18 protein-coding genes are annotated in these 21117 nt (G+C 68.4%); 13 read left to right on the forward strand and 5 right to left on the reverse strand.

The window, feature by feature from the left end:
* Positions 1-2: 2 nt before the first annotated feature.
* From atpC to O9271_RS11765, 9 genes are all read left to right on the forward strand, one after another.
* Positions 3-260 carry an ATP synthase F1 subunit epsilon gene (gene atpC / locus O9271_RS11725; protein WP_298269784.1) on the forward strand — a complete coding sequence of 86 codons (258 nt, stop codon included), beginning with the start codon at positions 3-5 and terminating at the stop codon, positions 258-260.
* A gap of 239 nt (positions 261-499) precedes the next feature.
* Complete coding sequence (locus tag O9271_RS11730; RefSeq protein WP_298269787.1) at positions 500-1513, forward strand: response regulator transcription factor; 1014 nt, start codon at positions 500-502, stop codon at positions 1511-1513.
* A gap of 110 nt (positions 1514-1623) precedes the next feature.
* Entirely contained in the window at positions 1624-2322 is a 699-nt protein-coding gene (locus O9271_RS11735; RefSeq protein ID WP_298269789.1) for a hypothetical protein, read from the forward strand.
* 495 nt (positions 2323-2817) lie between these two features.
* Positions 2818-6192 carry a SusC/RagA family TonB-linked outer membrane protein gene (locus O9271_RS11740; RefSeq protein WP_298269792.1) on the forward strand — a complete coding sequence of 1125 codons (3375 nt, stop codon included), beginning with the start codon at positions 2818-2820 and terminating at the stop codon, positions 6190-6192.
* A 104-nt stretch (positions 6193-6296) separates the two neighbouring features.
* Entirely contained in the window at positions 6297-7928 is a 1632-nt protein-coding gene (locus O9271_RS11745; RefSeq protein WP_298269794.1) for a hypothetical protein, read from the forward strand.
* 17 nt (positions 7929-7945) lie between these two features.
* Complete coding sequence (locus O9271_RS11750) at positions 7946-8446, forward strand: hypothetical protein (protein WP_298269796.1); 501 nt, start codon at positions 7946-7948, stop codon at positions 8444-8446.
* Complete coding sequence (locus tag O9271_RS11755) at positions 8447-9319, forward strand: DUF4397 domain-containing protein (protein WP_298269798.1); 873 nt, start codon at positions 8447-8449, stop codon at positions 9317-9319.
* A gap of 137 nt (positions 9320-9456) precedes the next feature.
* Positions 9457-10044, forward strand: a complete 588-nt coding sequence (locus O9271_RS11760; RefSeq protein WP_298269800.1) for a hypothetical protein — start codon at positions 9457-9459, stop codon at positions 10042-10044.
* A gap of 17 nt (positions 10045-10061) precedes the next feature.
* A complete protein-coding gene (locus tag O9271_RS11765) occupies positions 10062-11354 on the forward strand; it encodes a carboxypeptidase regulatory-like domain-containing protein (protein ID WP_298269802.1) in 1293 nt (430 codons plus the stop codon).
* 27 nt (positions 11355-11381) lie between these two features.
* Here O9271_RS11765 and O9271_RS11770 read toward each other — a convergent pair whose 3' ends face one another.
* The 3 genes from O9271_RS11770 to O9271_RS11780 form a co-directional block, all read right to left on the reverse strand.
* Positions 11382-12869 (reverse strand): carboxypeptidase-like regulatory domain-containing protein, encoded by a 1488-nt coding sequence (locus O9271_RS11770; RefSeq protein WP_298269804.1) that lies wholly within the window; start codon positions 12867-12869, stop codon positions 11382-11384.
* Positions 12870-12936: 67 nt separating this feature from the next.
* Positions 12937-14232 (reverse strand): glycosyltransferase N-terminal domain-containing protein, encoded by a 1296-nt coding sequence (locus O9271_RS11775; RefSeq protein WP_298269806.1) that lies wholly within the window; start codon positions 14230-14232, stop codon positions 12937-12939.
* 25 nt (positions 14233-14257) lie between these two features.
* Positions 14258-15022: a DsbA family protein gene (locus O9271_RS11780; RefSeq protein WP_298269808.1), complete on the reverse strand. Its 765-nt coding sequence runs from the start codon at positions 15020-15022 to the stop codon at positions 14258-14260.
* 109 nt (positions 15023-15131) lie between these two features.
* Here O9271_RS11780 and O9271_RS11785 point away from each other — a divergent pair, with 109 nt between their 5' ends.
* The 3 genes from O9271_RS11785 to O9271_RS11795 are packed head-to-tail and all read left to right on the forward strand — an operon-like array spanning position 15132 to position 17368.
* Positions 15132-15968 carry a TPM domain-containing protein gene (locus O9271_RS11785; RefSeq protein ID WP_298269810.1) on the forward strand — a complete coding sequence of 279 codons (837 nt, stop codon included), beginning with the start codon at positions 15132-15134 and terminating at the stop codon, positions 15966-15968.
* A 9-nt stretch (positions 15969-15977) separates the two neighbouring features.
* Positions 15978-16730, forward strand: coding sequence for a hypothetical protein (locus O9271_RS11790; protein WP_298269812.1), 753 nt, complete (start codon positions 15978-15980; stop codon positions 16728-16730).
* A gap of 41 nt (positions 16731-16771) precedes the next feature.
* Positions 16772-17368 carry a LemA family protein gene (locus O9271_RS11795; RefSeq protein ID WP_298269814.1) on the forward strand — a complete coding sequence of 199 codons (597 nt, stop codon included), beginning with the start codon at positions 16772-16774 and terminating at the stop codon, positions 17366-17368.
* A 19-nt stretch (positions 17369-17387) separates the two neighbouring features.
* On the opposite strand, the gene metG is transcribed toward O9271_RS11795, so the two are convergent.
* Positions 17388-18920 carry a methionine--tRNA ligase gene (metG, locus tag O9271_RS11800; RefSeq protein ID WP_298269817.1) on the reverse strand — a complete coding sequence of 511 codons (1533 nt, stop codon included), beginning with the start codon at positions 18918-18920 and terminating at the stop codon, positions 17388-17390.
* A gap of 356 nt (positions 18921-19276) precedes the next feature.
* On the opposite strand from metG, the gene O9271_RS11805 reads away from it, so the two are divergent.
* Positions 19277-19633 carry a four helix bundle protein gene (locus tag O9271_RS11805; protein WP_298269820.1) on the forward strand — a complete coding sequence of 119 codons (357 nt, stop codon included), beginning with the start codon at positions 19277-19279 and terminating at the stop codon, positions 19631-19633.
* A gap of 221 nt (positions 19634-19854) precedes the next feature.
* Here the strand turns inward: O9271_RS11805 and ricT are convergent, their stop codons facing one another.
* Positions 19855-21108: a regulatory iron-sulfur-containing complex subunit RicT gene (gene ricT / locus O9271_RS11810; RefSeq protein WP_298269822.1), complete on the reverse strand. Its 1254-nt coding sequence runs from the start codon at positions 21106-21108 to the stop codon at positions 19855-19857.
* Positions 21109-21117 lie beyond the last annotated feature (9 nt).

Consider the following 21117-nt stretch of genomic DNA (forward strand, 5'->3'; position numbering starts at 1 on the left):
CCGTGGCCGAGCTCAAGGTGTCGGTGATCTCCCCCGAGCGGGTGTTGTACGAAGGCGCCGCGCGCGGGGTGATTGCGCCGGCGTTCGATGGGGAAGTCGGCATTCTGCCGATGCACGCGCCGCTGATGACCCTGCTGGGTCGCGGCATCCTGCGCGTGGACACCGCCGGTGGCGAGCAGCGTTTTCAGGTAGACGGCGGCTTTCTGCAGGTGGTGGATGATGCCGTGCGGGTCGTCACGGAACAGGCCAGCGCCGTCTGAGTATTGGTACCCCAGGAGGATCGCGCCCCACGTGAGGCGCGTGTGTCGCCGCGGGGCTCGTCGTGCAGAGCGGTGCCCGACGAGCCACCGCGACGACCGAACCGAGTGAATGCACACGCCAGCCGGCGCACCGGCTGGCGTTTTGCATTGGTGGCACAACGGTCATCCGGCGTGCGACGTAGGAGAGGGACACGCGCGGCCGTGCGCCGCCTGTCTGCTCGCGTCACTCCACGCTCCCCATGTCACTCCGTGTTGCGGTACTGGGCCAGCTCTCCGGCACGCTGCATGTGCAGCTCGCCGAGGTGGCCTCCGCCCTCGACCTCGTCCTGCTCGGGCAGGCGCCCGATTCGCGCGCCGCCACGGCCGTGCTGGATACGCAGCGGCCCGACATCGCCGTCGTGGCCACCACCTTGTCCGACGGCTCCGGGTTTGCGTTTGTCCGGTCGCTGGCGCCAACGCAGCGTCCCGCGGGGCTCATTTTCGTGGGCACGAGCGACGACGAGGCCGTCACGGCCTTTGAACTGCAGGCCACCGATTTCGTGCTGTGGCCCGCGGCGGCGGGGCGGCTCGAGGAGGCGGTGGCGCGGGCCAGGCAACAGGCGCTGCAGCTGGCCTTGCTGCGTACGGCCGACGAACTGCAGCGGCTGCTGGCCGAAGCCGGCGCCACTGCCGGCATGGATCTCGCTGCACTCTTCCGCACCCGCGGCGTGATGCCCGGCGCGCTGGAGGCCGCGACCGGCAACGACGACAAAGGTGGCGACGTGGCCCGTGCACGACGCGCGGTCGGTGCCGCCAACACGGGGACGCTGGTGGCGTCGTCGCCCTGGCGCGGGCAGGGGAAGGCCAGCGACGGGCGAGTGGTCACTCCTCGCGATCCGGGCGACGAGGCGGTCCTGGATCTGACGCAGGAGGATGGTGGGCTGTCCACCTCCGTGGCGCGACCGTTGCGCGTGCTCGTGCGGGAGGGGCGGCGGACGCGCTTCGTGCCGCTTGCCGATGTCGACTGGTTCGAGGCCGACGGCAACTACATCCGCGTGCACACGGCGGGGGAGCGGTTCCGCACGCGCGGGACGATCACCGCCATTGAAGCGGCCCTCGATCCGCGGCAGTTCGTGCGGATTCATCGGCGCGTGGTAGTCAACATGGATCGGGTGCGGGAGATGACCCCGCTGCCGGGCGGTGACGGCCTGCTGGTGCTGGGGGATGGCTCCACGCTCCGCCTGTCGCGCACCTACCGGTCACGCGTGCGCTGAATCACACAAATCGCCGCCGCACGGATCACTGCCGTGCGCGGGAGGTACAAGCCGCGATGGATTCAGGCTAACGTGCAGCCTGACCTTCCCTTCGACCAGGAGAGCGTGGCATGGTGTGTTCTGCGTGGCGGCGTCTGAGCCAAGTCGGTGTGGCAGCGATGGTGCTGGCGGCGAGTGCCGCGGTGAGCGCCGCGGTGGTGCCGCTCGAGGCGGCCGGCGCCCAGGCGTTCAATTATCCCTCCATGCAGACCCCGCGGGCGAGTACGCGCGACTATACCGGTGCGATCGTGGGCGGGGCGGGCACTTCCTTCCTGTTTCAGTGGCGTGAGGGCGCCGGGGCAGGGCAGCACTGGCAGCTCGACGCCGGCTTCGCCGACCCCAAGGGGCAGGTCGATCCCCTGGTGTTCATTGGCGGCGGCCTCGGCAAGGAGCTGACCCGCGCCAGCGCCGATCAGCCGCTGGACGTGCTGTTCACCGCGGGGGTGGGCGTGGCCTTCGGGGGCAATGCCACCAAGTTCCGCGTGCCCCTGGGGGTGAGTGTGGGGCACACCTTCGACCTCGACCAGGGCATGTCCCTCACCCCGTTCGTTCACCCGCGGCTGTCGGTGGATGCGTGCGGCCGCTGTGGGCCGCGCGACGATTCCCGGACCAATCTGAGCGCCAACTTCGATATTGGCGGGCACTGGCAAGTGAACCGCCAGTTCGGCGTGCGGGTGGCTGCAAGCTTCAGTGGCTCCGATCTCGTTGGGACCGATGAGACCGTGGCGATCGGCTTCAACTGGACTCCGGCGGGGTTGGTGCGGCGCTGACCACAGCGTGCGGCGCCAGGCGACGGCCGAACCTGCCCCGCCGGTGGGGGGCCGTCGCCGGTTTCATCATTGGGACAATTCACACCGTGCCGTATGCGCCCCGCCGCCGAGGTCAAGGGGCGGAGGGCCCGTTTCGCGCGGGAAACGCGTTAAAGAAATGCAGGGGACCCGACGATTCGGGCAGGTGGGACGGACAGGATTGATTTCAGTGACGAATCCGATACCATTGCTGTTCACATAGCCGAGGCTCGGTATGGAACCCATCAGCGTGGCGTGATGCTGCGTGGTTCACTGCCGTGACTTCGGCTTTTGCAATCGCCCCCAGCCCAGCGGGGGCGTGCGCGTCGGCCCCGCCTCCGGGGTCAGTAACGCCGTCCATCAGCACCCCCCACGGTGCCGGGCGGCTCTTCGTATGGTTGCGGCTTCGTGATCCGCGTGCCGCAACCGACAGTTCCTCTCCCCCGTTTCCGGCTCATTGAAGGCCGAGGGCTGAGCATGTCGAGATTGATGCGGTGGCTGTACCGGGCGCCTCTGGCCCTGGCACTGTCCCTGTCGCCGTTGGCGGCGCAGGCACAGCAGGGACCGGCGGTGATCACCGGTACCGTGAAGAGCGAGTTTGGTGATCCGCTCGAAAACGCGAACGTGTACATCGTCGAACTGGCGCTGTCGGTTGGCACGAACGCGCAGGGTCGATATACCATCACCATTCCGGCCGAGCGGGCGCGGGGCCAGCTGGTGCAGCTGCGCGCCCGTGCGATCGGCTACCGGTCGATCGCCCGTCCGCTCACGGTGAGCCGCGGCAATCAGACGTTCGATTTCGCGCTGCAGAAGGACGTCAACCGGCTGACCGAACTGGTCGTGACCGGTGTGACCGGTGCCACGGAGCAGACGAAGACGCCCTTCACGGTGGCGCGCGTGACCTCCGACCAGATGCCGGTCCCTGCCACCAACCCGCTCACGCAGCTGCAGGGTAAGGTGGCCGGTGCGCAGATCGTGGCCGCCTCGGGGCGCCCGGGTGCGCAGCCCAGCGTCATCCTGCGCGCGCCCACGTCCATCAACGCGTCGGGTCGTACGCAGGAACCGCTGTACGTCGTCGACGGCATCATCATCAACGGCGGCCTCCCCGACCTGAACCCCGAAGACATCGAGTCGGTGGAAGTCGTGAAGGGCGCCGCCGCCGCGTCGCTGTACGGCGCACGCGCGGGTAACGGCGTCATCCAGATCACCACCAAGACGGGCAAGACGTCGTCGCAGAACTCGATCAAGTTCGGCTTCCGCTCGGAAATCGGCACGGGCGACCTCGAGCGCCAGATCCAGATCGCGCAGCGGCACGGCCTCTTCACCGACGAAACGGGCACGCGCCTCTGCACCACCTCGGCGCCGTCGGTGCCGGGCATGTCGTTCGGCTGCTACCGCAGCATCGATTACGCCCGCGAAGCGCTGGCCGTGAACAACACGGTCACCGACTTCGCCAACACGCCGGTCGGCTTTCCGATCGACCCGGGCGCCGGCTCGCAGGGCGCGCAGCTGCGCAACATCTACCAGGCCAACCAGTGGCCGGTGCAGACGTTCGACGCGGTGAACCAGCTGTTCCGTCCGCAGCCCACCACGATCAACAACCTTGACGTGACCGGCCGCTACGGGAAGACCACCTTCTTCGGCTCGGTCAACCGTCTCGACCAGCAGGGCAACGTGAAGTTCCTGCAGGGCTTCCAGCGCAACTCGATGCGCCTGAACGTCGACCAGCAGGTGACCGACAAGTTCTCCTTCTCGGCCAACACCTTCTTCAGCCGCTCGCAGCAGGACGGCCAGAACGAAGAGAACGGTGGCGGCAGCGTGTTCTTCCGCCTCACGCGCGTGCCGCCCCTCGTGGACCTCACGCGCACCGACAGCCGTGGCCGTCTGTTCATCCGCCCCAACCTGCAGGGCGCGGGGCTGCAGAACGAAAACCCGCTGTACGCGCTGCAGAACATCGATCGCCTCGACCAGAACGACCGCTTCCTGATCGGCTCCACGGCGCGCTACACGCCGTTCACGTGGCTCGATCTCGAAGCCAACTACTCGTTCGACAACAGCCGCGCGATCGGCTTCCAGAACACGGACAAGGGGTTCCGCACCACCACGAACAACCCGGCCACGAACAACGGCAACGTGTTCCGCTTCAACACCAATTCGCAGTCGTACAACGCCAGCCTCAACGCCACGGCGCGTTGGGAGCCCATGGAAAACCTGCGGACCCGCTACACCCTCCGCTACATCGCGGAAGAGCAGCAGTTCAACCAGGTCGTGTCGCAGGGCACGCAGCTGCAGCTGCAGGGCGTGCCGCAGATCGGCAACACGCTGGCCACCACGCGTACGGGCTCGTCGTTCCAGCAGACGGTTCGCGGCGTCGGCTACTTCGGCTCGGTGAACGCCGAGTACAAGGACCGCTACATCGTGGACGCCCTGCTGCGGCGTGACGGCTCGTCGCTCTTCGGTTCCGAGCAGCGCTGGCAGACGTTCGGCCGCGGCTCGCTGGCCTGGCGCGTGACGGAAGAAGGGTGGTGGTTCCTGCCGCAGATGAACGAACTCAAGCTGCGCGCGTCGTACGGAACGGCCGGTGGCCGCCCGAGCTTCGCTGCCCAGTACGAGACGTTCTCGCTCAACGCGGCCGGTGTGGCCGTGCCGGGCGTGCTCGGCAACGCCAACCTGCGTCCGGAAATCGCGCGCGAAACGGAAGTGGGTGCTGACTTCGAGCTCTTCAACCGGCTCGGCGGCAACATCACCTACGCGCGCACGCGCGTCAGCGACCAGATCCTGCAGCCGCCTCTTCCGGCCGCCTCGGGCTTCACCAGCCAGTGGGTGAACGCCGGTACGCTGCAGAACAGCGCGTTCGAAGTGTCGCTCAACATGCCCATCATCAGCCGCCGGAACCTGAACTACACGGCGCGCCTGACGTACGACCGCATCCGTTCGGAAGTCACCGAGCTCAACGTGCCGGCCTACAACTTCGGCAACGGCAACGTGACCAACTCGGGCGGCCTCTTCCGCATCGAAGCCGGCGTGCCGTACGGCACGATGTACGGCCGCTCGTTCGTGCGCAGCTGCGGCCAGCTGCCGGGCGCCTTCCAGTCGCAGTGTGGCGGCGCGGGGAGCGCGTTCCAGCGCAACTCCGACGGCTACATCGTATGGGTTGGCCAGGGCAACTCGCTGCAGGACGGCATTGCCAAGAACCTCTGGCAGTCCACCCTGCCCGCCACCGCGGCGCCGTTCGGCGTGGCGGCGGCGTGGGGACACCCGATGATCGTGCGTGACACCACGCTCGCCACGAACAACCCGGGTCGCGTGGGCGCCATCGGTCAGGCGCTGCCCACCTTCCGTTGGTCCACCTCGCAGACGCTCACCTACAAGCGTCTCACGGTGAACGGCCTCATCGACGCGACCGTGGGTCGCGCGGTGCAGAACCAGGGGCTGGCGTGGTCGCTGCTCGACTTCATGTGGGGCGGCTCCGACCAGGCGGGCCGGAGCACGGCCGACGCGCGTCCGATGTCGTACTACTACCGCGCCGGTCCGCCGGACAACGCGGCGGGCATTGGCGGGCTGTACGACGTGCTCGGGCCGAACGACTTCAACGTGGAAAAGGCCACCTTCGCGCGTCTGCGGGAAATGCTCATCTCGTACCGCGTGGGCAAGGTGCGCAACGTGGGTGATTGGAGCGTGAGCCTCATTGGCCGCAACCTCTACACGTGGACGAGCTACCGCGGATTCGATCCTGAAGTGGGTGTGTCCGGCAACTCCGGGCAGGCCGGGTCGGGCGTGCTCAACGCCTTCGACAACTTCACGTTCCCGAACATCCGCACGATCACGCTGTCGATCGGCACCACGTTCTGACCACGCGGGTGGGTGGCGCGCGCCCATAGAGGCGGCGCGCCACCGCTCCCACCTTTCCGAGAGATTTGATGCGACTCCATTTCCGTTCCGTTCTGTTCGCAGGCGTGGCGACTCTGTCGCTCGCGGCGTGCTCAACTGATCTGGCGGTCACCAACCCCAACAATGCCGACATCACGCGCGCGCTGGCCCGGCCGAGTGACGTCGAAAACCTGTTGGCCGGTGGCTTCAATCAGGTCGTGAACAACACGACCGGTGGCGCCAGTGACAACCTGAACAACTCGTTCCAGGTGATGTCCCACGAGAACTACACGGGACTCGCCAACTTCAACATGGGACCGCGCGCCGGCTTGCCGCGCACGCCCATCCTGAACTTCCCGAACAACCCCGGCAGCGCGTCGGTCTCGAACGACTTCAATGGTCTGTCGCGTCTGACCCGCTCCACGACCATCGCGCTCGAGCGGTTGGCCACCACGGGCTTCACGCTCGGCACGCCGGCGCAGGACCTGCGCGCCCGCGCGTACGGCCGCTTCATTCTGGGCCTGTCGCTCGGCAACCTCGCCCTGTCGTACGACTCGGCGGCAGTCGTGGTCCCTGGGGCCGATGCGGTTCCTTCGCTGGTGGCGTACGACTCGGTCATGCGGGCGGCCATCAGGCAGCTCGACGACGCCCTCGCCGATGCCAGCAACCCCGCTGCTGGCGGCGCCGGCGGCTTCCCGCTGCCGGCCTCGTGGCTCAACCTGGCAACCGGCAATGTGACGGCGGACCAGTTCCAGCGCATCATCCGGTCGTATCGTGCCCGCTTCCGTGCCGAAGTGGCGCGTACGCCGGCCGAGCGGCAGGCGGTGAATTGGGGGCAGGTCATCACCGATGCGCAGAACGGCATTACGGCCGACCTGAACATCAGCATGAACCCCGCCACCGGCTGGACGCAGACGTGGGTGGTGCAGCATTACACGGGCACCAACTGGCACGTCATGACACCGATGATCATCGGCATGGCGGACAGCACGGGTGCGCAGTATCAGACGTGGCTCAACCAGCCGCTGCTCAATCGCCAGCCGTTCCTCATTCGCACGCCGGATCGCCGCTTCCCGGCCGGCAACGACCGCGCAGCGCAGCAGGCGGCGTCGAATGGCGGCACGCAGGGGTCGGTGCTGCCCACGGGCGTGTACTTCCGCAATCGCGTGATCGCCAACGACGGCGCGGCCGCCGACGGCACCTGGGGCTTCTCGTGGTACGACCACGCTCGCTTCCAGGCGTTCCAGAACGCGGCGCGCATTGGCACGTTCCCGCACATGGTCATGCCCGAGATGTGGGGGCTGATCGCGGAAGGGGCCATTCGCACCGGCAACTTCACGCTCGCCGCGGAGATGATCAACAACACGCGTGTGAGCCGCGGTGGGCTGCCGAGCGTGGCGGGTATCACCGACCTCAACACGCCGGTGGCGGGCGGCAGCAGCTGCGTGCCGCGCATCCCGGTGTTCAGCGGCGGCAACTTCACCACGCGCTGCGGCAACATCCTCGAAGCCATGAAGTGGGAGAAGCGCATGGAGATGGCGTACATCTCCTACGGCGCCTGGTACTTCGACATGCGCGGCTGGGGCGATCTGCCGGAAGGCACCCCGATCCACTTCCCGGTGCCGTGGCAGGAGCGTGACGTGCGTGTGCAGCCGTTCACCAACATGGGTGGCGTTGGCCAGCCCGGCGGCTCGCAGCGCGGTACCTACGGCTTCTAAGGCTTCTCCACACACCGATGCGTCGAGCGGCTGCGATCCTGCCCACTGCGCTGGTACTGGTCTCCAGTGCCTGCTACTCCTACGTCCCCGTGACCGGCACGCCGGTCCCGGGACAGGAGCTGGCGCTGGTGGTCACCGATCGCGGCCGGGTCGCGCTCAACGAGCGGCTCGAGCCAGAAATCGATGAGCTCCGTGGTACGCTCGTGCGCAAGACCGACAGCAGCTACACGCTGGCCATGAAGCAGACGGTCACGCTGCGTCGCACCACCTCCACCTGGGCCGGCGAGTCGTTGAGTGTCGCGGCGGCCTTCGTGGGGACGGTGCGCCGGAGAGAACTCTCACGGTCTCGCAGCTGGCTCGTCGCCGGTGGCGCCGCCGCGGCAGTCGTTGCTTTCATCGCCACACGCAGCTTCCTCGACGGCAACACCAGCGTCGAAACCGATCCCTCCAAACCGCCTACGGGTCCCGGACCAGCTTCGGTCCGTATCCCCGTGTCGTTTCCATTCCGGAGTCACTAGATGCGTTTCCGTCATCTCTCCTCCCTGATCGCTGCGGCCGCCGCTCTGTCGGCGTGCAGCACCGACGAAGTGAGCGGGGTTGCCACTCAACTCGCTCCGGCCGCGTCCGTGCGTTACGTGAACGCGGTCGGCGACACCAGCGCGCTCGACTTCCGCTTCGTCGACGGCGAAGTCGAAGGCTCGCCGCAGTTCGCCGGCATGACCTTCCGGCAGTTCACCCCGTACCAGCGTGCACGTGCCGGCACCCGCCGCATGCGCATCTTCACCAACCCGCAGCAGTACGGCAACCTCATTTCGGTGGCGCAGCAGCAGCACATCGACACGACGTTCACCTTCGAGGCGGGGAAGCGCTACACGATCATGTCGTTCGGCTTCTCCCGCGCCGGGGCCACGCCGCGTCACCGCCTCGTGATCACCGAGGATGTGCTGCCGACCACGCTCGCCGCCACGGCGGTTGGCGTGCGCACCATCCACGCGGCAGCGGGTGTGGGCAACGTGGATGTGTGGGTGCAGCCCAGTGAGAATGCCGCCGGGGTGACAGGCGCCCCCACGGCGGCCAACGTCGCGCCGCTCGCGGCTACGGCGTATCTCACCCTCGCGGCGCGCCCGGTGGGTTCGCTGCTCTACCGCTGGGACGTGGCGCCCACCGGCACCACGACGCCCGTGACCATGTCGCCCAACAGCGGCCTGCCCGGCCAGGTCGGCACGGCGGCGCAGAATCCGCTCGTTGGCTTCCAGGTGGGTCGCAGCATCATCACGGCCATCGTGTTCGCGCCGTCGGTGGCCGGCTCGCGTGCGCCGCAGGGCGGCGAGTTCGCCAACGTCGGCATGCGCTTCCTGCCCGATCGTCATCTCGATACGACCGAGCAGTAACCCCGGCGGCACTGGTGGTACCGAAGCCGCCGCTTCCCTCGGGAGGCGGCGGCTTCGAACTTTGCCCCACCGCTGTGGGTATCTTGCAACAGCGCTGCCACCCCCGTCGCCGAACCCTCACTTCGTCCGGAGGCGTCATGTCTCTCGCCACCAGAACTCCGCTCACGGGGCTCGTTGCCCTGATCGCCGTGTCGCTGCTCACCGCCTGCCAGGCGGGCAAGGCGCCCGATGTGGCGGCCGCCCCGGTCTCGAGTGTGCCCATGGGAACGGGCGGCGGAACGCGCGGCTTCGGGTTGGAGGTCACGAAGCGTACCGATGGCGTGGAGACCACTGTGGCCGCATCGCGGGCTGCCGTCTTCGCCGCCCTCGAGTCGGTGTTTGCCGGCCTTCCGCTGCCGCTCACGATCCGTGACGCGGCGGCCGGTACCATCGGCAACGAAGGGTACAAGTTTCGCCGTAAGCTCGGGGACATGCCCTCGCGCAAGCTGTTCGACTGTGGGGGAAGCTCCGGCATGCCCAACGCCGAGACCTACACCATCAAGATGTCGGTGCTGACCAATGTGGCCGAGGCGGGAACGGGCAGCACGAAACTCACCACGGTCGTCGTGGCGAGCGCGGAGAATCCCAATTATCCCGGTTCCGGCGTGAGCTGTTCCTCCACCGGCGCCCTCGAGGCGCGCATTGCCGGCGATCTGCGCACGCGCCTCAACGCGACACCCCGCTGACGAACCACACCCTGATCATGCCTTCGCTCTCCCAGTGGCGCGCCCTGCGCGCTGCGTTCATTGCCGCCTGTTGCGCCATCGTGGCTCTGCCTATGGGACAGCTGGCGGCGCAGTCCGGCGCCGCCGCAGCGCCCGTGACCGGCATTGCCGGCGTGGTGGTGGACAGCGCCGGACGCACCATTCGCGATGCGCAGCTTACCGTGCGCGAGGCCGGCAAGCGCGGCGCGAACGCGCGCAAATGGGAAGCGCGCTCCGACTCCGTGGGCCGCTTCCGCATCGAAGGCATTGTGGCGGGGACGCTGCGCCTCGAGGTGCTGCGCGATGCCTACGAACCGGCGGGCTTCGATCTGCAGATCGCCAACGGGGTGGTGGCGGAAGTCCGGCTGCGTCTGGTGGAGGACGAAGTGTGGCAGCTGGCCAAGCGCGCAGCCGATTCCCTGGCGCGTGAGGACAGTATTGCCGCCGCCGCGGTGCGTGGCCGTAGCGGCGCCCCGTTGCTCGCGGCGCCAGCGGGAATGACCGCCGATAGCACGCGAGCCACCGGCACCACCGAAGTGACCTTCAGCCAGGTCATCACCGCATCATTGCCCGCGTCCACGGCGCCAGCGGGGCCACGCCGCCCGGGCGCTCCGTCCAACCTCCTCACCGGGCGTGTGCTCTCCCCCGCCGGAGAACCGGTCGCGCGCGCGCAGATCCAGGCCATGGGGACCAACTTCTTCACGCTCACCGACTCCACCGGCCGGTTCTTCTTCCGCGACCTCGCCCCCGGTCCGTACTTCGTGCGCGCACGCAAAGTTGGGTACGAGCCGGTGGTGTTCACCGCCACCCTCGCGGCCATCGACTCCATCGAAGCCGCCGTGCGGCTCACGCCGCTCCTGGGCGTGAACACCACCCGCCTCGATACCATGCGCGTCACGGCAGAGTACGACCGCATGAGTCGCCGGCTCAAGGGGTTCGAGGAGCGCCGCGCCACCATTCGCGGGCTCTTCATCGACCGCGAAGAAGTGGCCATGCGCAAGCCGCAGCTGCTCAGCGACCTGCTGCGCGGGCGCGGCAACATCACCGTGCAGCGCAACGGGGTGGGTGACACGCAGATCTTCGGGTCGCGCCTCAGCATCAGCACCGGCTACTGCCCGCTCGCGCTCATCCTCGACGGCACGCTCATCAACACCAACGGCGGGCGCATGGACAACTTCGTGCCCATCGACATGGTGGCGGCCATCGAGGTGTACAACAGTGGCACCTCGGTGCCCGGCGTGTTTGCGCGCCCGGAAACCGACTGTGGTGCGGTGATCGTTTGGACACGCTGAGGAGCGGACGCGCCGCTCCTCTCTGTCTCATTTCTTGCGCGCCTCGATCTCCGCTTGCGGATCGCGCAGCCAGATGACAATCACCGCGCAGTCGCCGTAGCGCTGGTGCTCGGGTGGTGTGGACAATCGGCTGGTGTACACCTCCATGGCCCGGATGTCCTGGGCGCGAATCATGGCTTCGGGGCCAATCGCGCCGCCGGCATCGAAGCGCACACGGTTCACGACGAACGCGGGAAAGCATCCCGTACCACGGCCCGCCACCAGGCGCTGGCTGCGGTCGCTGGAACGCCCGCGAATACCTGGCACCATGCGTAACGCGGTGGACAGGTCGTTGACCCCCGCCAGCGTCTCACGCTCGAAGAAGTAGCCCGTGCCCTTCTTGCGCCGTTCCTCAAAGCCGGCGGAGTCCCACGCGGCGGTACGGGATGCGCGCACCACGAAGGTGCCCAGCACCGCGAGATTGCGATCGATGGTGATGTCGCGATCCACCTGCTCGCCGGGGCGCACACTCACCCCCAGGCGCTGCGGCTGAAAGCCGATCGCGCGCACCTCGAGCGTGCGAATGCCCGCCGGGACGCTGTCGATGACGAAGCGACCGGCCGCGTCGGTCACCGTGCGGCGTACGGGGCGGTCGATGCTCACCGTCACGTTGGGGAGGCCGTCGCCGGCCAGGGTAAGGATGCGTCCCGCCACGCGCGCCGGCCTGATATCGGCACGTGGTGCCACCGCACGCGGCGCCGCCGCACGCGGCGCCGCCGCACGCGGTACACTGTCACGCGCGGGGGCCACGGGATCCACCGACAGGTCGTAGCCCGCCAGCACGCGCGCGCCCAGCTGCACACGCACGTGCGCCGCGTCGTCCGCATGAGCGGCGCTCCACAGCTCCACCGGAGAAAAACGCGGCACATCGCACAGCACGAAGTGCCCGTCGGCGTCGGTACGCACCCGCGCGCGCGGTCGGGTCCCTGATCCCGCAAAGCTCGAATCGCTCGAGCGCCACGCACCGATCACCTCGACGCCCGCCAGTGGCGAATCATCGCTGGCGCGACGCACCGTTCCCAGCAGTGCCCCCGTTCCTCCCTGCCGCGTGGGTTTGCACACGGCGCCGAGGAACAACTCCGGCGTGGGGAGCCACACGGACCGCCGAGTGCTGTCCGTCACGACGAGCGGGATCGGGAGCGTCGTGACGCCGATGGAGTCGAGCACCGGATGCCGAACCAGCAGTCGCCGCGCGCCACGTGCGACGCTGTCGAGCACGAACGCGCCGTGCGCATCGGTGAGCACGGAGCCCTCGCGTCCTTCGACGGACATGAGGGCACCGCGCAACGTGTCGTTGGTGACCAGTGAATCGATGAGCACACCGCGCAGTACGGTGCGCCCCGTGAGACCCGGTGGCACCACCAGCGTGCTCCCGGTGGCATCCCATGCGGCGGCCGGTGCGCGTGAGCCGGGGGCACACGCGGTCGCCAGCGCCAGCATCCCCACCATGGCCACGGCGGTGCGAACGACGGTCATGCGACGGTCACCGGCAAGGAACGGACATGCGTGAATCGTACGGTCCGGCCGCCACGATGGCGAACGGCTACGCAAGCAATTCGGACACGAGCGCCACGCTGCGGTCGGTGGCACCACGCTCGGCCTCCACCACGGCTTTCGCCGCGCCACCGGCAATGGCGCGCGCTTCGGTATCGTGCAGCCACCGACCGAGCGCGCGCTCCAGTTCGGTCGCTCCGGCCACGGCCACGGCGCCACCCGCCGCCAGCAGCAGCCCTGCCTCGCGGCTTCCACCATGGCGCGGACCGAAAAGCACGGGGGCGCCGAAGGCGGCCGGTTCGATGGCCGAGTGCAGTCCGGCGCGATGAAAGCCACCGCCCACGTAGGCCGCCGTGGCGTGCGCATACAGATCACCAAGCACCCCCACGCGATCGACCACGATCAGATCGGCGTCGGTGTCGGCCCCCCCACGCTCCAAGTCCCCCAGGGTGACCGTCCGCATGCCGTGCGTGCGTCCCCAGGCGAGCAAAGGCGCCAGATGCGCCGCGGTGGGTTCGTGCGGGGCAATGATGAGCCGAGCCGCCGGCAGCGTCCGTCGCAGGGGCACCCAGGCCGCCATGAGCACCGCCTCATCGCTGGGCCATGTCGATCCGGCCACCAGCGTTGGCCGATCGCTGGCGGTGCAGCGCACATGGAGCGCCGCCCGGTCCACAGCCGTGGCGCGGCGCCATACCTGATCGAAGCGCGTATCGCCGGTCACCCGCACGCGGCTACGCGGCACGCCCAGGTCAGCAAGGCGCTCCGCGTTCGCCGCATCGATGGCCCCCACCAGCGAGAGCGCGGCATACGCGTCGCGCAGCAGCGCCCGGGACCAGACCGAACGCCGCCCGGAGCCTTCGGCCAGCGTGGCGCTGAGCAGGGCCACGGGAACGCCCCGGGCCACGGCACGCTCCACCAGCACCGGCCACACATCGAGCTTCACGAACACCAGCAGACGAGGCTGCAGCAGGTCCAGCAGGCGCTCCGCCCCCTGCACGCTATCGAACGGCAGGTATTCGGTGAAATCGGCGCGGACCGAGCGGGCAAACTGCTCGGCGCTGGGGGAAAAGAACGAATACGCCTGCTGCATGCCGGGGTGCGCCGTGCGCCACGCCTCGGCGACGGGGCGCGCCTGCAGCCCTTCCCCTACCGACGGGGCGTGCCACCACACCAGCGGGCGCGCCAGGTCACGTGCGCGTGTCGTCTGCGCGGCCCACCGGTCGAGCAGCCCGCGTCGGGCCCGTACCGAGCGCCAGACCTTGCCCGATGCATTGGGGGCAATGGAGGCCAGCATGTTCGCCATGCCGGTTGCTGCCTGATACCACGGACGCCACGCCGAATGCATGAGCGACGAATGGTTGTGCGCCGACTCAGCGGCCGGGGCGACCCTTGGCCGACTTCGCCATGACCAGTGCCGTATCGATGGCCTGACGGAAGTCCTGATACGGGAGCGCGCCCTTCACCAGGAACGTGCCGATGATGAACGATGGCGTGGACTGCACGCCGGCCTGCGTGGCCTGCGCGATGTCGTTGTTCACGAGGTTCGCGATGGGCGCCGACACGCGGCACTTGTCGAACGCCGGCACATCGAGCGACAGGTCGCGGGCGAGCCGGGAGAGGAGCGGCGACACATCACTCATGCCGCGCGCGGTCCCGAAGTTGTCGAAGATGCCGTCGGCATACTCCCAGAACTTCCCCTGCGCCCCGGCGCACAGCGACGCCTGCGCCTGGGCGCGCGCGTGCGGGTGGATGCTTTCGAGGGGCAGGTGGAGGTATGCGAAGCGGATCTTGCCCGGATCGATGTAATCACGCTTGAGCCGCGCCATCGACGAATCGTGCCACTGCTTGCAGTAGGGGCACTGGAAGTCGCTGATCATGACGACCCACATGGCGCTTTCCGGCCCCATGAGGCGGCTGCGATCGGCCTTCTGCATCAAGGCCATGTCGGCCAGCGAGTCGCCCCCTGCGATGACTGGCTGGGCGGCCGTGGCCGACGCCGGTTGCGCCGCCGTAGCGGTCGAGTCGGTGCCGCCGGTGCGCTGGCGGGCGGCGGCATCGGCCCGCCCGCAGGCGGCCGTGGTGCCCAGCCAGAGAAGAAGTGCTGCAGCGCGGAGAACGGGGGAGGTACGGGCCATGTCAGAAGCCTAGCGCCCCGAGCCGCGGCGCGCACGGTCCGGGGGTGAGTTGAGGCGACCCCAGGCTGGCACTTTGGCCATGACGCGGGAGTATAGTACCTCTGTGCACATGAACCGACCGAAGGGACGACCACGGTGGCTGGTGTGGCTCCTCGCCATGATGGGCGCGGCGGCGCCGCTGGGGGCGCAGCCGCCGGCGTTGCCGCAACCGGTGGGCTATGTCAACGACTTTGCCAACGTCATTCCCGACGAGGTGGAGCGGCGCCTGGTGGCGCTGGCGGAGCGGCTCAACGCCGCCACGCGCGGCGACATGGTTGTGGTCACGCTCCCCGATCTGGCCGGTCGCCCGGTGGAAGAGACGGCCCTGCGGCTGGGACGCGAGTGGAAGATCGGCGCGGACGCGCAGATCGGCGACGCGGCCCGCAACGCCGGCGTGGTCATTCTCATCGTTCCCAAGGAATCGGCGCAGGACGGCCGTGGCCGCTGCCGGATCGAGACGGGGCAGGGCGCGGAGGGGTTTCTCACCGACGCCACGGCCGGGGCGCTCTGTCGAGAGCAGGGTGATCGGTTTCGCGCCCAGGACTACGGCGGTGCCATCGAGGCCATCGCGTTTGGTGTGGCCGATCGGTACGCCGCCGCGTTCAACGTCACTCTGGACGGGCAGCCCCGGGCGCCACAGCGCTCATCGCGCAGTCGCCCCAACGGCGGCGGTTTTCCGGTGGCGCTGGTCATCATCATCGTCCTGTTCGTGCTCAGCTCCTTTGGCGGACGACGGCGACGGGGGTGCATGGGGTGCCTCCCCATCCCGATCCCGGGCCCCGTGATCTACACGGGCGGGTCGCACGGATGGGGTGGCGGCGGCTTCGGCGGCGGCGGTGGCGGCGGGTTTGGTGGCTTCGGCGGTGGTGGCGGTTTCAGCGGTGGTGGCGGTGGCTCTGACTGGTAAGGAATGGACATGGCAGCCAAGACGATGACGCTCGATGACCTGGTCGCGCAGCTGACGCACGTGCACGGCGATGCCCTGCAGGCGGTCGTGCTGTACGGCTCTGCCGCGAGTGGTGAGGACATTGCCGGCCGATCGGATCTCAACGTGCTGGCCATCGTGCACACCATGTCGCTCGCCTCGCTTCGGGCGCTTGGCCAGACGATGCGTGCCTGGCAGGAGGCGGGGCACCCCCCCGTGCTGGAGCTGACCACGGCCGAGTGGGTGTCGTCGGCCGACGTGTTTCCCATGGAGTACGCGGACATTCTCGAGCGGCATCGCGTGCTGGCCGGGTCGCTGCCGCTGGAGGGTGTCACGGTCTCCCTCTCCGACTTGCGGCTGCAGGTGGAGCAGGAGGCCATGGGCAAGCTGCTGCGGCTGCGCCGGGGCGTCATGCTGGCCGGCACCGACATCGACCGACAGCAGGAGCTGCTGCGAGCCAGCCTCAGCACGCTGCTGGTCATCTTCCGCGGTGTCATGCGCCTGCAGGGTGACGTGCCGCCGCGCGACAGCGCCCAGGTCATCGCCGCCGTGAGCGCCCGCTGCGGCTTTCCGGCGGAGCCCTTCGAACGGGTGCTGGCCTACAAGCGTGGCTCGGCGATGCCGTCCGGCGACACCGAACGCGTGCTGGAGGGGTATGTCGAGGGGATGACGGCTCTCGTGGCCTATCTCAATCGCTTCCAGCTGCCGGGGCAGACGATTATTGCCGGCCTGCTTCCGCAGTAGCTTTCCGTCGCATCCTCAACGTCATCATCCAGGAGTGTTCCGTGGCGTTCATTCGTCAGACTCGTCGTCGCGCGATGATCTTCGCGCTCACCATGCCGCTCGCGTTCGGGGCGTGCGGGTACAACAGCATTCAGGCGTACGACGAAACGGCCGCCCAGGCCAAGCAGAATATCGACGCCCAGCTGCAGCGGCGCGCTGATCTCATTCCCAATCTGGTGAACACCGTGAAGGGGTTTGCCGCGCAGGAGGAGAAGGTGCTCACCGAGGTAACACAGGCGCGCGCGGGGTTGGTGGGGGCCCTGCAGAAGCCTGGCGGTTCCGATCCGGCGGAGCTGGCTAACGCCAACGCGCAGCTCACCGGCGCCCTGGGGCGCCTGACGGTGGCCATCGAGGCCTATCCCGAGCTCAAGTCCAACGAGAACTTCCTGCGCCTGCAGGATGAGCTCACGGGGACCGAGAACCGCATTGCCGTATCGCGGACCGACTACAACAACGCGGTGCGGCAGTACAACGAGTACATCCGCAAGTTCCCCGCGGTCCTCACGGCCAAGGCCACGGGCGCCAAGGCCCGTGAGTACTTCGAAGTGACGGATGCGGCGGCACGTACGGCGCCCACGGTCGACTTCTCGAAGGACTGAATACCGGGGGGCCGCCGTCTCAGGCCGGTCTCGGGAACAGCGGCTCCCCCTTTTGCACGCGCCACCCCGCCACGTCGAGCCCCGCGAGCGTATCGACGCGCTGGTCGGCCACGTGGCCCGGCCCGCCGAGGTGCGTCCACAGCTGCTGCGTCTTGGTGGGCATGAAGGGCGCGAGCAGCACGGTCTGGGTCGCGATGCGACGAATGAGTGAGGCCAGGATGACGGCCAGCTCGTCGCGTCGCGCGGGATCCTTGGCCACGGCCCACGGCGCCGTGGCGGCGGTGTATTCGTTGGCACGCTGTGTCATGCGATACACGGCGGCGAGTCCGTCGTGCAGCAGCCAGCCGTGCTCGCCGTGCATGGCGGCATGGTACGACGCGAGGTCGGCGGCATCGGCCTCCTCCGCTGCCGGATGCGCCGCCGCAGGCACCACACCGTCACAGTACTTCTCCACCATCGCCATGGCGCGGCTCGCGAGGTTGCCGAATGCATTGGCGAGGTCGCTGGTGTAGCGCTCCTCGAAGCGCTCCCACGAGAAGTTGCCATCGCCGTCGAAGGGCACCTCGCGCAGCAGCACGTAGCGGAACGCGTCGGCACCAAAGCGATCAATGGCTTCACCCAGATCGAGCTTCACGCCGGCGCTTTTGGAGAAGCGCTCGCCACCCAGCGACACGAAGCCGTGCGCCCACACCTGCCGCGGCAGCGGCAGCCCGGCAGCGTGCAGCATGGCCGGCCAGATCACCACGTGAAAGCGCGTGATGTCCTTGCCAATGATGTGCAGGTCGGCCGGCCAGTGCTGTTCGAACCCGTCCTGGGGAAACCCGGTGGCGGTGAGGTAGTTGGGGAGCGCGTCGAACCACACGTACGTGCCCTGCGTTTCGCCGTTGGACAACGGCAGGGGAAAGGGCACGGCCCAGTCGAGGCGCGCGCGCGACGCCGAGACGTCTTCCAACCCCTGATCGAGCAGGCCGAGGATTTCGTTGCGACGGCTCTCGGGCTCGCAGAACGACGGATTGGTGGTGAGCAGGTCGCGCAGGAACTCCTGATACTTGGACAGCCGGAAGAACCAGTTGCGCTCTTCCACTTCCTCGAGCACCCGGGTGGGGTGCAACACGCACTTGCCGTCGGCGTCGATGTCGGCGTCCTGCTTGAAGGCCTCGCAGCCAACGCAGTACCGCCCCGTGTAGGAGCGCTCGTAAAAATCATCGGGGCTGCGCTCGGCGATGCGCCTGATCAGGGCGGCGACACCGGCCTTGTGATGCGCTTCGGTGGTGCGGATGAACTGGTCGTAACTGATGTCGAGCTTGGCCCACATGGACTGGAAGCGGGCCGCGATCTGGTCGGTAAAGGTCTGCGGCGCCATGCCTTCGCGGGCGGCGGTCTGCTGGACCTTCTGCCCGTGCTCGTCCATGCCGATCAACAGATGCACGTCGTCACCGCACTGGCGCCGATACCGCGCGATCACGTCGGCGCCGATCTTCTCCAGCGCATGGCCAAGATGCGGATCGCCATTCGCATAATCGATGGCGGTCGTCAGATAAAATCGCGGCATGCCCCAATGTAACTACGGCTGGTCGGGGATTGGGTCGGGGGCCGGGTCGCGGTACTTCCACTGCGGTCGGGGTACTGCCACTGCGGTCTGGGTACCGCCACCACGGTCGGGGTCTTCCTCCAGTCGTGGTCTCCGTCGGGTCAGGGTCTTTACGGCAGTCTGGGGGTGGGCTCCGGTCTGGCCGTTGCTTCGCTCGGCGTCTGGGGGCGGTAGGGGGGCCCCGACCCCGACGCCCAGCGCAGCGCCGGCCCCCCAACCCCGACCCCGACCGCGGTCGCCCCGACCCCCGCGTCGTTATGGCCCAACGGGCAATGTTCGGATGACACACGAGTGCGGAAGTCGTGCAATCATGGGCCATGCCCAGTCATCGCGATCTCAAAGTGTGGCAGCGGTCTCAAGACCTTTCGGCGCGCATCCACGATATCACGCGCGGCCAACTCTCCGCCTCAGCACCCGACCTTGTTGCTCAACTGCGCCGTTCCTCGCAGTCGATCGGTGCGAACATTGCCGAAGGACGTGGCCTCCGCACCAATCCGCAGTTCAAGCGGCACCTCGACATTGCGCTCGGGTCCGCCGCGGAAACCGACGCGCATCTCACCGTGTGCCTCGACCAAGACCTCCTGCCGGCCAAAACGGTTCTCGATCTGCGCGACGACCTGTCGACGATTCAGCGGATGCTCGTGGCGCTGAAGGCCAGTCTACCGGCCAAGTAAGCCGCCCCCCGCCCCAGACTGCCGCAAAGCCCCCGACCCAGACTGCCGCCCCCAGACGCCGAGCGAAGCAACGGCCAGACCGGAGCCCACCCCCAGACTGCCGTAAAGACCCTGACCCGACGGAGACCACGACTGGAGGAAGACCCCGACCGTGGTGGCAGTACCCAGACTGCAGTGGATGTACCCCGACCGCAGTGGCAGTGCCCAGACCCACCCCCGACTCAGACCCCGTCGTCGTCCGTGTGCGAGTCGTCGGCGGGGTCGCTGTCGTCGCTGTCGTCGCTGTCGTGCGGCTCGTCGCCCGCCTTGCGCCGTTCTTCTGCCGCGCGCAGTCGGCGGCCGCCGCGCCGTCCCCGGCGCCGCTTGCGCTTCGGCGCGCCCTCGGTCGCCGCCGAGTCCACCGCTGCTGCCTCCATCGGCGTCTCAACCGCCACCTCCGCCTCCACCTCCGCCTCCACCTCCACCTCCACCTCCACCTCCGCCTCCCCCTCCACCGCCTGCGCTACCGTAAACGCCTCGAACTCCATCGTGTCGAGCATCGACATCGACTGCGGTTCGAGTTCCGCCACCGCCACCACCGTCTCCACCGCATACTCCGCGGTCGACGACTCCAGCGTCCGCTCCTCCGCGCCGCCGCCGTGCTCGGCGCCTCCCATCTCCGCCTTGAGCTCTGCCAGCGCCACGACCCGCGTGTCCCCGTCGACCGTGCGCAGCGTGACCCGCTCGTTGAAGATGTCGCAGGCCACCACTTTTTCTTCGCCGCGCGTGGTGACGAGGATCTTCCCCTCCTTGGGGAAGCGCCGGCGACTCTGCACATAGAACTCGTGCTCGTAGCGCAGGCAGCACATGAGCCGTCCGCACGCGCCGGAGATCTGCTGCGGGTTGAGCGACAGCTTCTGGTCCTTGGCAACGCCGAGGTTGACCGGGCGCAGATCGGGCAGCCAGCTTGCCGAGCAGTACTCGCGGCCACAGCGCCCAACACCGCCCAGACGCTTCGCCTCGTCACGGACGCCGATCTGCTTGAGTTCGATGCGCGACTTGAAGAGCGCGGCCAGGTCGCGCACGAGCCCGCGAAAGTCGACCCGTCGGTCGGCCGTGAAGTAGAGGGTGAGCTTGCGGCGATCCCACTGCCACTCGGCGTCCGTCAGCTTCATCACCAGGCCGTTGGCCTTGACCCGCTCCATCGATGTGCGGCGCGCGCGTTCGTTCTCGGCCGTCAGCTCGCGGTCGAGGCGTTCATCGTCGGCCGTGGCCAGGCGCAGCGCCTGGCGTGGCGGCGGGGCCGTGCCGCAGCCGTGCGCGCACCCCTTGCAGCGCACCTCGGCGAGTTCACCCGTGGCATGCACCCGGCCGAAATCTTCACCGCGGTCGGCTTCCACGATGACGCCGGCGCGCAGCGGGGGCGGCGCGTCGCCGTCCCACGAGAAGAATTCCTTCCGGTTGCCCCGGAACGCGACCTCGATGAGATGCCCCACGCCGCGCCC

The organism is Gemmatimonas sp. (genome assembly GCF_027531815.1).
In the GTDB taxonomy this organism is placed as follows: domain Bacteria; phylum Gemmatimonadota; class Gemmatimonadetes; order Gemmatimonadales; family Gemmatimonadaceae; genus Gemmatimonas.